We start from the raw sequence: 13,730 nt of genomic DNA, 5'->3' as shown, positions 1-13,730 counted from the left end.
ATGAAAAGAAATAATAAAACTAAAATATTCATAGCCGCTGCACTCGCCTTGTTCGCAGTTGTATCAGCTTGTAAAAAATACAATAACCCAGCTTCTGTATTCGAGGAATTAAAGCCAATTAACAATTCACAGCGAAAGGTTTTAGTAATCAGTATTGATGGTGTTACGGGTAGCGAGATTAAAACCATTGTCCCAACCCATATTACTGAACTACAGAAAACCTCAAAATATTCTTTTGAGGTGCAGAAGAGCGGAGTTGGAAATGATGTAGCATCCTGGGCAACCATGACAACGGGAGTGAGCTATGCGAAACATAGTATTGGTGCTGATAATTTTGAAAGATTGCAGGATCCAAACGCTGATGACCATGCAGAAATTAAATCCTATAGAAATGTATTAGACTACATTACCCAATATAAAGCTACAAGAACAGCTGTAGTTACACCATGGGAGAGTTTACGCAAATATTTGAGAAATGCTGATTTCTCACCAGTGGTGAGTACCGATTTGGCCACTAAAGACAGTACAATTAGTATTCTGAGTAAGGAAAATAATATTGGTGCACTAATTGTAAATTTTAGAGAGGTAGAAGCTGCAGGAGCAAATGGAGGTTTTCTGGCAAGTAATAATAATTATAAAAATGCAATTGTAAAGGCAGATGAATATGTGGGAAATATCATTACCGCGCTAAAAGCCAGAAAAAATTATGCTTCAGAAGATTGGCTCGTTATTGTTACCACCAATCATGGAGGCAGTAATGCCAATCCTCAATCGGGATTTTTAATTGCATCGAATAAAAATATTAAACAAGAAGAGGTGAAGAAGAGGGGCTTTAATACCGTTTTATTTAACAACACAGGGGTTGGTGCTCAGGTTAATAATGATAATGGATTATATGATTCAGGTTCTAATAAAGATTTCACCGTACAACTACAGACTAAATTTAATGTAAATACATTTTATGTAGGCTTTTTGTCTAAAAGTACAATTATTAGCAGCTCAACGCAAACTGGTTGGATGTTCTTTCAAAGTGACTCGCAAAAATGGAAAACATCATTTGGCGGAACGAATAATGGATCAGGTACTGGAAGGACCGAATGTGCTGGTGGAGTAGTTTTCGATGGAAACTGGCATACCATAACCATGACAGTTAAATATGTTAATGCTACCACAAGAACAGTTACTACTTATACGGATGGAAATCAGGACGCTACGCTGAACATCAGTAATCATAAAAGCTTGTCAACTTCAGAGAAATTAACTTTGGGCTACAAGCAATTTTCTGGAGGCACGGGGTTGAGTTTCCAGGGTGCTGAACTTTCATACTTTAATACCGCGCTGGATCCTGCTGTTGTTAAAGCCAATATTGCACTAAAGGATATCACGAAACATCCAAATTATGCCAATTTAATTGGTTATTGGCAAAATAATGAAGGTACTGATGGCTATTTGGTTAACAAGGCTCCGGGTGGATATGATATGTCATTATACGGGCCATTTACCTGGAAATCAATGGGGACCGATGTTCCTGCGTCTGTAACTGCCGACTCAGATGCAGCAGGGAAATCTATCGCACTCACATCAGCCTCAGTAAGTGCTAATATGTTGTACTGGATGAATATTAAGATCCTCGCTGATTTCGGCATAGACGGTAACCCTTTCCTTAATCAGTTTGAAATAGAATTTTTAAAATAAATAGTTTGTTGGTAGTAAAAGTGCCCTTGCCAAGGTTTGGTAAGGGCATTTTATTTTGCATCGTCACTGTAAATGTGGTGCCTGCTTAAATTAACTTAGCGCAAACGTTTGATTTTTTTGCTTTTAAGGTAGGATCAACTTAAGACAGCGGGTTTTTATCCGGATTCTACCATGTAAAGGGTTGTAAGGAAATGCCTGGCAGAATTAAATTCCTGTCCAATAGATTTCCAGGGTGATTCGTTTTACCAATAAAGATCTATATAACCCATCGAAATACATTTTTTAATGATTAAGGCTACTTGTGAATCAATTTGATCGAATGCAAATCATTATTTCGGACAAGAGCGCATTCGTAACATCTTTAAAGCTCAAACGTTTGCGCTAAAACAGTTTAAAAAACATCAGTTAATCATCAGTAAATTTGGATCTGGAATCTAAAAGGCAGGGAATATAAAATTCCACATTAATGAGGAAATCATCGACATAGCTGGCTGTGATTTCGATAATAACATGTAAACCTCAAGAACTTTGAATTGAGTTTTTTAAATAAATAGTTAGTTAGTTTTGTAATCAGAAAGCCCTTTCCACGGATGTGAAAAGGGCTTTCTACTTCAAATGCTATTTTATATTTGCTTTGATAAAATTTTGTGGATTATAAAAGCGCTCATTCAACTGTGTGTTGTTCATGGTAAGCCAGCTCCCACAGCCATAGTCGTCAAATTTCTTTCTAATTTCTAGATGTAGATGATGGTAGTCGCCACCATATTTTTTGCTTTCTGCCGAGGTAAATAACCTGGCCAACTTGGTTTTTTCATCCACCTGCTGCCCGTTTTTCACATAAACTTCTTTTAAATGCTTATAGCTTGTAAACATGGTTGAACCATTCTTCAGCTTATGTTTAACCACAACCGTTTTCTGGTTTTCTCCTAAATGTATAGAGCATACCACTCCAGCCGCCATGGCCAATACCGGAATCAATCTAGATTTGGGTTGAGCGGGATTAATATCTATAGCCGTATGGATATGCCCCTTGTAATAACTATCCCTGTGATCGCCAAAAATGCTGATGATTTTAATACTTTTAACACTTTTTCGGTTATTGCTTTCAAAAGGCAGAAACCAGTTGTCGGCAACTTTGTTTGGTGCTACATCTAAATAATAAGGCTTCCAGCGATCGCGGTCGTTTTCAATGGTGGGAGTTACCAGTCCAAACATTGAGCATAATAATAAAATAATAATTTTCATAAGCAGGTTTTAAGAAACACAAGTTAAGAAAATAAACTATCTTGTTAGTTGATTTTTATTTCTTTCTTTTCAGCTCAATAACTGTTATTTCTGGCCAAATACCAATACGACCCGAGAAACCCAAAAATCCAAAGCCCCGGTTCACATTTAAAAATCTGTTATTTTCTTCTTTAATACCCGCCCAATGTGTATAGCGATATTTCACCGGACTCCACTTAATGCCGAATGCCTCAATTCCAAATTGCATCCCATGGGTATGGCCGGCTAATGAAAGCTGAATTTTGGAGGGGTTATTTTTAACCTGCGCATCCCAGTGAGAAGGATCGTGGGAGAGTAAGATCTTAAAATCATCCCTCTTTGTATTGGTCAATGCCTTTTCTAAATCTCCTCGTTCGCCAAAACCTATTCCCCAGTTTTCGATTCCTGCTAAAATGATTTTTTCAGTTCCTTTATGTAGCTCTACATGTTCATCTAACAATAACCTAAAGCCAATTTCGGCATGAAACTGCTTCAATTGTTGTAAATTTTTGATCTTCGCTTCCTCGCTTGGCCATTTAATGTAGTCTCCATAATCATGATTACCTAAAACAGAAAACTGGCCATAAGGCGCTTTAATCTGTGCAAAATGTCCGATGTAGGGCGCAATTTCCGTTGCCGCATTATTTACCAGGTCGCCTGTAAAAACAAATAAATCACTTTTTTGCGCATTAATTAAATCAATCCCCTTTTGCACTTCCTTTGGATTGGTAAAGCTCCCGGCATGTACATCAGAAATTTGGGTTAAAGTAAAACCATCAAAGCTTTCCGGTAAATCGTCAAAATATAAAGTGTGTTTAATTACCCTATAAGCATATTTCCCTTTAGTGATGCCGTAAATAAATAGCAAGATGGTGGCTATTAACATCAGAAAGGAAAAGTCTATCCAATACGGGCTTCTGGCAATCCAATGAAATCCGGCAGGTTGAAAGTTGGTTAATAAGCTACCCGCAAAACGATAGAGGTCGCCAAGTAGCAGAAAGACTGAAAAGATACCCTCTGCAATCAGCACGCCTAAAAATAAATGACTCACCACCTGAAAAAACGTGTTCATTCCGCGCTGCTGAAATCTGCTAATGGAAATGAATAAAGCCACTATAAGTACAATAATGAAGGTCCAGAATAGGGGACTGAGCAAAGTCGATTGTATAATGAGCTGGAATCCGCCGAGAACATAAGCATTGACTGCGAAAAAAAACAACGCTAGTATAATTAGGGGTATTAGGGAAAATCTCCTTTTCATGTTTAAATTCAATAATATGATAAAAGTAAAATTTAAACCCTGATAAACAGACAATGTTACACCCGGTAGTATATTTTGACGATGCATTGATAGAGCTTTAAAGCATAAATAAGAAGTATGAGCTGAAGAAATAGGGTGAAAAAGTCATTTGAATGAATATTTAACTTATTTTAGAGTAACGATTACACTATAATGAGATAGGAGTAAGGTGACCATATTTTAAATTATATTAACTTTTAGTAGCTTTGTAGGATATATGCTATCAAAAAAGACTAAATACGCCATTAAAGCTCTTGTTGCTCTTGGTAAGAATGTTGAAAAACCACCCATGCAGATTTCTAAAATTGCAGAGGAAGAGCATATCCCCAAAAAATTTCTGGAACAGATTCTACTTGATCTAAGAAATGCTGGCTTTTTATACAGTAAAAAAGGTGCCGGAGGCGGTTACAGTTTAAATAAGAAACCAGAAGAGATTTTATTGGTTCATGTAATGCGCATAACCGACGGTCCAATTGCCATGGTACCTTGTGCAAGTCTAAACTTTTATCATAAATGTGATGAATGTGTTGACGAAAAAACATGCGGTATCAGGAGCGCTTTTATTGATGTGAGAGACGCAACCCTCAAAATTTTAACCGAAACCAGTATCGCAGACATCATAGCTAGAGAAGACGGTCTAAAAATCATTCTTTAAAACATTTCATTGTACTTCTGCCATCTTCTTTAAGAGGTGAAATGTAATGTTGGAACATGACAATCTAAAGGGATGTAAAATGTAGTAATGGAAAATGGTGTGCGACCGTCTTTAAAATCCATCTTACATCATACGGGATTTAAAACGTATTGATGGAAAATGCTGCAACAGTTTAGTCAAGTCCATCTTACATTTAACCATCTTACATAATTTAGAGGTATGTAAAATGTATTGATGGAAAATGGTTTGCGACCGCCTTTAAAGTCCATCTTACATCTCCCCATCTTACATCATAAGGGATGTAAAATGTAGTAATGGAAAATGGTGTGCGACCGCCTTTAAAGTCCATCTTACATCTCCCCATCTTACATCATAAGGGATGTAAAATGTATTGATGGAAAATGGTTTGCGACCGCCTTTAAAGTCCATCTTACATCTCCCCATCTTACATTATAAGGGATGTGAAATGTTTTGACGGAAATTGCTGCAACGGTTTAGTCAGTCCATCTTACATCTCCCCATCTTACATCATAAGGAACGTGAAATGTTGTAACGGAAAATGGTGCAATCGTCTATCAAATCCATCTCACCTCTCCCCATCTTACATCATTTCAGGATAATTAAATTTGGTATTCTTAAAATCCAAAGGCTTGCTACCAAATAAAATTTTTTTAAAATAAATTACGACTATTCCTATATACTTTATATATTTGAAGGATGAATTTAGAATTTATAGCTAATTATCAGATGTGTAACCTGATGCGTTGTTGTAAAAAAACAAGGTAGAAGAGAGCGTATTAACATTTTTTAGGTATAAAATGGAAATGCTTCTCCTATAAGAGAGGCATTTTTAGAATAATAACAACAACAACAAAACATGCAAAGTTTCAGAACAGAACTCGAAAATCCGATAGTTGAACAGGATATTATTGATCTAGAAAAGAAAATTAGGGCTTTTCGGGATGGAACCATTCATGAGGAAAAGTTTAGAAGTTTACGTTTGGCTAGAGGAGTTTACGGACAAAGACAGCCAGGAGTACAAATGGTAAGGATCAAATTGCCTTTTGGTAAAGTAACCTTTAAACAGTTATTGCGTATTGCCGATATTGCCGATGAATATGGCAGTGGTAATTTGCACCTCACTACTCGTCAGGATATACAAATTCATTATGTAAGTTTAGATAGAACCCCTGAACTTTGGGCTAAGCTGGAACAGGATGATATTACTTTAAGAGAAGCCTGCGGAAATACTGTTCGTAATGTAACCGCTTCGCCGAATGCGGGTATAGATGCAGAAGAGCCTTTTGATGTTTCTCCTTATGCACAAGCTGTTTTTGCTTATTTTCTTCGCAACCCGATTTGTCAGGAAATGGGAAGAAAAATAAAAATTTCTTTTTCATCCAGTGATAAAGACACAGCATTCAGTTACATTCACGATTTAGGGTTTATCCCGAAAATTAATGAGCAGGGGGAAAGAGGTTTTAAAGTTCTTTTTGCAGGTGGTTTGGGTGCGCAACCCTTCCTCGCCAATGCCGTGCACGAATTTTTACCTGAAGATCAATTGATTCCGTTTACAGAGTCTGTTTTACGTGTTTTTGATCGTTACGGTGAAAGAAGTAACCGCAACAAAGCCAGAATGAAGTATCTGGTTCAGAAATTAGGCCTGGAAGAAGTATTGCGCCTGGTAGCAGAAGAACGCATTGCCAATAAGGTTAAAACTTTTGAAATTGACCGCAATACAGTTGTTGAACCCGCATTGCCACAAGCTTTAAACTATGGTGATGTTGAAATTGAAAATGAGCAACACTATAAGCACTGGTTCGCAACCAATGTAATAGAACAGAAACAAAGCGGATTTTACGGCGTATACGTCAAAGTAAAGGTGGGTGATATCAAAACTGATAAAGCACGTGCTTTTGTGGAAGCGATTAAACCATACGTGGCCGACGAAATCAGAATTACGCAAAACCAGGGCTTGTTATTGAAATATGTAAGGGCAGAAGCAATTCCTTCTTTATACGTTGCCCTCAATAAAATAGGCTTTACTACCGCTGGCTTTGATAGCCTGGCCGATATTACCACTTGTCCGGGAACAGATACCTGTAATTTAGGGATATCTAATTCCATGACTTTGGCAGAAGTATTAGAGGATGTAATTTATAATGATTTTCCAGAGTTTATTTACGAAAAGAATCTTAATATCAAGATTAGCGGCTGTATGAACTCGTGTGGGCAGCATGGTCTTGCAGAAATTGGATTCCATGGCAGCTCTTTAAAAGCAGTTGGTAAAGTTGTTCCTGCAGTACAGGTTATGCTTGGCGGCGGAACAGTAGGTGACGGTGTAGGCAGGGTAGCAGAACGCGTAATTAAGGTGCCTTCTAAAAGAGCAACGAGTGTGCTTCATTATTTGTTAAATGATTTTAAAGAGAATAGCTTAACTGGAGAGAATTTTCATCAGTATTATGATAAACAAGGTAAAGATTACTTCTATCAGCTGTTAAAGCCATTGGCAGACCTTACCAACTTACAGGATGAAGAGTTTGTAGATTGGGGCCATGTAGAACAATTTGCAACCGCTATTGGAGTGGGTGAATGTGCAGGCGTAGTAATTGATTTGGTAGCCACTTTATTATTAGAGGCTGATGAGAAATTCGGTTGGGCAAAACAGAATTTAGATAAAGGTGCTTTTGCCGATTCGATTTACCATACTTACAGTACCTTGGTAAGCGCAGCAAAATCTTTACTTCTCGATAAAGGCGTAAACAGCAGCACACAGGCAGGGGTGATCAGAGAGTTTGATAATCACTATGTGGAAACAGGAGAATTTAATTTAGGAAGCAGCTTCTCCGACTTCGTTTTGCAAATTAATAAAAATGAGCCAACAGCGGCGTTTGCACAAAAGTACTATGAAGAGGCAGGTGAATTTTTAAACCAGATTAAAGCTAAAAGGAGTTTAGCAACCGTATAATTATGACTGAGCAGAATTTAAATAAAGAACCCAAAATTACGCTCTTAGGTGCAGGCCCGGGAGATCCGGACTTGTTAACTTTGAAAGGCGTAAAAGCCTTGCAAGCTGCAGACGTTGTACTTTACGACGCCCTAACCAATGAAGCTTTGTTAGAACATGCACCAAAAGCGGCCATAAAAGTATACGTAGGTAAGCGTTCTGGTGAACATTCTTACCCTCAGGATACCATTAATAAACTCATGGTAGATTATGCCTTAAATTACGGCCATGTGGTGCGCTTAAAAGGAGGCGATCCATTTGTTTTCGGTAGGGGATATGAAGAATTAGATTATGCCGCATCTTATAGCATCCCGGTAAGTGTAATTCCAGGTATTTCTAGTTCTATAGGTGTACCCGGCTTGCAGCAAATTCCGGTAACCCATCGTGGCTTAAGCGAAAGTTTTTGGGTAATTACCGGTACCACCACCTCTGGAGAAGTGTCAAGCGATATTTATCAGGCCGCACATTCAAATGCAACTGTTGTGGTTTTAATGGGGCTGAAAAAATTAGATAGAATTGTAGACATTTTTAAAACCGCAGGGAAAAGAAACTTACCTGCCGCTGTAATACAAAACGGTTCTTCCGAAGAAGAGAAATTGATAATATCTACAGTAGAAAACATTCAAAAAGAAGTTGTTCAAGAAAATATTAAGGCACCAGCTTTGTTAATTTTCGGAGAAGTAGTTTCTTTACATCCATCATTTAAGAACATTATTAAACAATATGCAACAATCGCCTAATCCAGACAACAACGCAGTCGTTTTCTCAGAAGAAGAAAAGGGTAACCAGCTATTTCCGGTTTTTGTTAAACTGAATAAGTTGCGTACGTTGTTAATTGGAGCAGGTAATATTGGTTTGGAGAAATTAACGGCTATTATCAGTAATAGTCGCCAGGCACAGATTACTATCGTGGCCGAAATTGTTTCTCCTGAGGTTTATAAGCTTATTGCTGATTATCCTCGCATAAAGGTAAAGCAAAAGAGTTTCGATGTGTCTGATCTTCAGGATGTCGACATCGTTTTTGCCGCTACTAATAATAATATCTTAAATGAAGAAATAAGAAGGGTAACGCATGATAAAGGCCTCTTAATTAATGTTGCCGATAAGCCTGATCTTTGCGATTTCTACTTGGGATCTATTGTGCAGAAGGGCGATTTAAAGATTGCCATTTCAACCAACGGTAAATCTCCAACCATTGCTAAAAGGTTGAAACAGATTTTAAGTGAAGGAATTCCAGCAGAACTAGATGCTACACTTCAAAACATGAGTGCATTACGCCAAACTTTAAATGGCGATTTTTCTGCTAAGGTAAAAAAGCTGAATAAAGTAACCGAAAGCCTGGTTAACCCTAAAAAGAGCTTTGTTGAGGCCAACATGAAATGGCTGATTTGGCTGGTTGCTTTATTGTTTATTGGAGGAGTAGGGGTGACGTTATGGAATACTGAACCCGAGTTTCAAACCTTCTTTATCAATATCGATCCTTTATTTTATTGGTTTTTAGGTGCCGGGTTTGTTTTTGCCATGGTAGATGGGGCTATCGGAATGTCTTACGGTGTAACATCAGCCTCTTTTTCATTGGCCATGGGTTTACCTCCCGCATCAGCCAGTATGGCCATTCATATTTCTGAAGTAATGAGTAATGGTATTGCAGGGTGGATGCACTATCGCATGGGCAATGTAAATTGGAAACTTTTTAAAATTTTAATTATCCCCGCAATTATCGGAGCAGTTCTGGGTGCTTACATTTTATCTTCCTTAGAGCACTATAGCGCTTATGTAAAACCTGTAGTAGCGGTTTATACTTTATTCTTAGGCGGAATCATCTTAATGAAAGCCTTCAACATCAAAAGAAAAAAAGCAGAACACAAGATTAAAAGAATCGGATTTTTAGGTTTTGTTGGTGGGTTTATCGACGCTGCCTTTGGTGGTGGTTGGGGATCAATCGTATTGTCTAGTCTAATTGCCGGTGGCAGACATCCGCTGTTTTCTTTAGGAACAGTGAAAATTAGCCGCTTTTTTATTGCAACATTAAGCTCTCTTACTTTTTTCACCATGTTGGGAGGAAAGTATTGGGAAGCTGTTCTTGGATTAATTATTGGAAGTGCTTTAGCTTCTCCTATTGCAGCGAAGGTTTCCAATAAAATCTCTGCAAAAACCATTATGGTGGCCGTAGGGATTATTGTAATGGGAGTTAGTTTAAGGAGTGTTATTTTATTTATATTGAAATTATTTTAGGTGATGGTGAATCTGGAAGAGATAAAAAATGAACTGCAAGGTTTAGATGTAATTGGGAAATTAAAGCTCCTGGCAGAAAAATATGCCGGTGAAATTATCTTCTCTACCAGTTTTGGCTGGGAAGATCAGGCCATAACCCATCTCATTTTTGCCAATAATATTCCTATAAAAGTCTTTACCTTAGAAACCGGACGGCTATTCCCCGAAACCTACTACGTGTGGAACAGGACTTTAGAAATTTATAATAAACCTATCCATGCCTATTATCCTAATAATGAATTATTGCAGGATATGGTGAATACCAAAGGACCAAATAGTTTTTATGAGTCGGTAGAAAACAGGAAGGAATGCTGCTACATTCGTAAAATTGAACCTTTAAAAAGAGCTTTAACAGGTAATAAAATCTGGATTACCGGAATTAGAGCGGAACAAAGTCCGAACAGGGAAGATATGCACGATTTAGAATGGGACGAAGGCAATCAGTTGGTTAAATTCCACCCGATTTTCGATTGGACTTTAGCTGATGTAAAAAACTATATCAAAGCAAATAACATCGTTTATAATACCCTTCATGATAAGGGCTTCCCAAGTATTGGATGCGCTCCTTGTACAAGAGCTGTTGCACCTGGAGAAGATTTTAGAGCTGGAAGATGGTGGTGGGAAGAGCAAAGTAAAAAGGAATGTGGCTTGCATGCTACTGAGGTAAAGAGCGTGGGGAGTTAGCAGTTTTCAGTTGACAGTTGGCTTTTCTCAACTCACCAACTCAACAATTAAACAGTTTAACGATTACTCAGTTTGGTCAATTAAACAGTTAAACATTAAACAAAACAACAAATAAATATAACATACTGAATTAGAATAGATCGGAACCGGATAGCGCATAATTCACTCATTCACTCCATCACTCATTCAAAACTTCAGTGTAAACTTGCAACAATACGAAATGAGTACATATAATTTTGATTATTTAGACGAGCTGGAGGCCGAAGCGATTCACATTTTGCGTGAAGTAGCGGGGCAGTTTGAAAAGCCAGCCTTACTATTTTCTGGCGGTAAAGATTCTATAACTTTGGTGCGGTTGGCCGAAAAAGCTTTCCGCCCGGGTAAATTTCCATTTCCTTTGGTTCATATTGATACTGGCCATAACTTTGAAGAAACCATCGATTATCGTGATAGAATGATCGAAAGAATTGGTGAAAGACTAATTGTAGGCTCTGTGCAAGAATCAATCGATCAGGGTAAGGTGGTAGAACAAAAAGGAAAGAATGCCAGTAGAAACGCACTGCAAACCGTTACCTTATTAGATACCATTGCTAAATACGAATTTGATGCCTGTATTGGCGGAGCGCGAAGAGACGAAGAAAAAGCAAGGGCAAAAGAGCGTATTTTCTCTGTTCGTGATGAGTTTGGCCAATGGGATCCTAAACGCCAGCGCCCCGAACTTTGGAATATCTACAACGGTAAAATTCATAAAGGGGAAAATGTTCGTGTTTTCCCAATCAGCAACTGGACCGAACTTGACGTTTGGAATTATATCCGCAGAGAGAAAATAGAATTGCCAAGTATATACTTTTCGCATCAGCGCGATTGTATCACCAGAAATGGACAATTAATGGCTGCATCGCCCTTTTTAAATATGGATGATGAAGATATTGTAGTAAGTAAAAAGGTGCGGTTCAGAACAGTAGGGGATATGTCATGTACAGCAGCAGTAGAATCTGATGCAGATTTAATAGATGATATTATTGAAGAAATCAGCGCTTCCAAGATTTCAGAACGTGGTGCACGTTTGGATGATAAAGTTTCTGAGGCTGCCATGGAGGATAGGAAAAAAGGAGGATATTTTTAGTCTTGAGTCGGGAGTCTTTAGTCTTGAGTCAATTCATTAATTCAAACCCTCACTCATTCAATCATTTTCAATTATGAACATATTAAAATTTTTCACAGCGGGCAGTGTAGATGACGGTAAAAGTACCCTCATTGGTCGCTTGTTATACGATACAGATTCCATTTTAGCCGATCAGTTAGAAGCATTGCAAAGCTCAAACCATAAAAACGATGATGGAACAATTGATTTAGCTATTCTCACCGATGGTTTACGTGCAGAGCGCGAGCAAGGCATTACCATTGATGTGGCTTACAAATATTTTCAAACGGATAAGCGTAAATTCATTATTGCAGATACCCCTGGGCATATCCAATATACCAGGAATATGGTTACTGGTGCATCTACGGCTAATCTAGCTATCATTTTAATAGATGCCAGAAATGGTGTGGTAGAACAAACCATCAGACACTCTTATCTGGTTTCTTTACTAGGAATTAAGCATATCGTTGTTTGCGTAAACAAAATGGATATGGTTGATTACAGTGAAACTGTTTTTGATGCCATCATAGAAAAATATAAGGTTTTAGCCCAACAACTAAAGCTTCAAGACGTAACTTATATACCTGTTAGCGCCTTAAAGGGCGATAATATTGTTCAGCCTTCGGAGCGGATGGATTGGTACGAAGGTGAAAGCTTGTTACACTTTTTAGAACAGGTAGATACCGATCATTTAGACGAATCTCAACAAGCCAGAATGCCTGTTCAGTGGGTTATTCGTCCGCAAACAGACGAACTACATGATTATCGTGGTTATGCAGGTCGCGTATTGAGTGGTACTTTTAAGGTAAACGACAGGGTAACTGTTTTGCCTTCAGGTGCATGCTCCACCATCGAAAAAATCGAATTTTTTGATCAGGCACCTGCAGAAGCTCATGCAGGCCAATCGGTAACCATTCACTTAAGCGATGATGTAGATATTAGCCGCGGAGATACCATCGTGAATGCTTCGGCCTTACCACAGGAATCTAAATTAATTGAGGCCGATTTATGTTGGATGGATACCCGTGCTTTGGATACCTCAATTATGTATCTCATTCAGCACAATAGCAAGGTTACTAAAACAAAAATTAGCGAAATACTTCACAAGGTAGATATCAATACCTTAGAGAAGCATGCTGCGGAAGAATTTAAATTAAATGATATTGGTAGAGTAATATTGAAAACAGCTGATGCATTGGCCTTCGACCTTTATGATGAGAACCGCAGTAACGGTTCTGCAATTTTGGTTGATAGCCGCACAAACCTTACTGTGGGTGCGTTGATGTTCAGGGCTGTAGTTGAATAAGTAAACCACAACCAAATATAATGAAGCCTTATATCCTAAGGGATTGAGGGTAATGAGTAAAGCAGGATATCTACGGATACCTGCTTTTTTTATGGTGCGCCGGGCATGGCAATCGACTATAGGGTTAGAGTCCCGAACACGCTTTGCAGTAGGAAGTGTTAGCTATAGACAAGGGTGTCGTGGGTGACTGCGAATCTGAAGGAAGTCCGCGGCAAATATGGGGGCTTACGAACAGAAACTGTATATAAGGCGGATTTAGTCCGGGTGATGTTGCCATACAAACAGAAGCCCAATACTGCACGGGGACTATTACGTAAATACAGGGGCCACATCCATAGGAAGTAGATTGTTTTACCCCGGGAGATCTGAATGAGTTCTGTCAAGAGTAAGCGCGATTACAGG

At 38.4% G+C, this 13,730-nt stretch carries 10 protein-coding genes; 8 read left to right on the top strand and 2 right to left on the bottom strand.

Annotation, left to right across the window (positions count from 1 at the left end; translation table 11 throughout):
* Positions 1-1,695, top strand: a complete 1,695-nt coding sequence (locus BMX11_RS06350) for an alkaline phosphatase family protein (RefSeq protein WP_090882604.1) — start codon at positions 1-3, stop codon at positions 1,693-1,695.
* A 618-nt stretch (positions 1,696-2,313) separates the two neighbouring features.
* On the opposite strand, the gene BMX11_RS06345 is transcribed toward BMX11_RS06350, so the two are convergent.
* Together BMX11_RS06345 and BMX11_RS06340 are read right to left on the bottom strand one after the other, a co-directional pair.
* Positions 2,314-2,940, bottom strand: coding sequence for a M23 family metallopeptidase (locus BMX11_RS06345; RefSeq protein WP_090882602.1), 627 nt, complete (start codon positions 2,938-2,940; stop codon positions 2,314-2,316).
* A 55-nt stretch (positions 2,941-2,995) separates the two neighbouring features.
* Positions 2,996-4,030: a metallophosphoesterase gene (locus BMX11_RS06340; protein WP_245738591.1), complete on the bottom strand. Its 1,035-nt coding sequence runs from the start codon at positions 4,028-4,030 to the stop codon at positions 2,996-2,998.
* 445 nt (positions 4,031-4,475) lie between these two features.
* Between BMX11_RS06340 and BMX11_RS06335 the strand changes: the two genes are divergently transcribed.
* From BMX11_RS06335 to BMX11_RS06305, 7 genes are all read left to right on the top strand, one after another.
* Positions 4,476-4,913, top strand: coding sequence for an RrF2 family transcriptional regulator (locus BMX11_RS06335; protein WP_090882600.1), 438 nt, complete (start codon positions 4,476-4,478; stop codon positions 4,911-4,913).
* An 877-nt stretch (positions 4,914-5,790) separates the two neighbouring features.
* On the top strand, positions 5,791-7,881 hold the full coding sequence (locus BMX11_RS06330) for a HEPN domain-containing protein (protein ID WP_090882599.1): 2,091 nt from the start codon (positions 5,791-5,793) through the stop codon (positions 7,879-7,881).
* A gap of 2 nt (positions 7,882-7,883) precedes the next feature.
* A complete protein-coding gene (gene cobA / locus BMX11_RS06325; protein ID WP_090882597.1) occupies positions 7,884-8,660 on the top strand; it encodes a uroporphyrinogen-III C-methyltransferase in 777 nt (258 codons plus the stop codon).
* A complete protein-coding gene (locus tag BMX11_RS06320) occupies positions 8,644-10,155 on the top strand; it encodes a TSUP family transporter (RefSeq protein WP_090882595.1) in 1,512 nt (503 codons plus the stop codon). Before cobA ends, BMX11_RS06320 begins: the two co-directional genes overlap by 17 nt.
* Before the next feature lie 3 nt (positions 10,156-10,158).
* On the top strand, positions 10,159-10,878 hold the full coding sequence (locus BMX11_RS06315; RefSeq protein WP_175474495.1) for a phosphoadenylyl-sulfate reductase: 720 nt from the start codon (positions 10,159-10,161) through the stop codon (positions 10,876-10,878).
* A gap of 220 nt (positions 10,879-11,098) precedes the next feature.
* Positions 11,099-12,004, top strand: coding sequence for a sulfate adenylyltransferase subunit CysD (cysD, locus tag BMX11_RS06310; protein ID WP_090882593.1), 906 nt, complete (start codon positions 11,099-11,101; stop codon positions 12,002-12,004).
* A gap of 73 nt (positions 12,005-12,077) precedes the next feature.
* Complete coding sequence (locus tag BMX11_RS06305) at positions 12,078-13,328, top strand: sulfate adenylyltransferase subunit 1 (RefSeq protein WP_090882591.1); 1,251 nt, start codon at positions 12,078-12,080, stop codon at positions 13,326-13,328.
* Positions 13,329-13,730: the final 402 nt, after the last annotated feature.

The organism is Pedobacter rhizosphaerae (genome assembly GCF_900111155.1).
Classification (GTDB): Bacteria; Bacteroidota; Bacteroidia; order Sphingobacteriales; family Sphingobacteriaceae; genus Pedobacter; species Pedobacter rhizosphaerae.
Note: the sequence above shows the minus strand (reverse complement) of the source record. Positions and strands in the feature narration are given on the sequence as shown.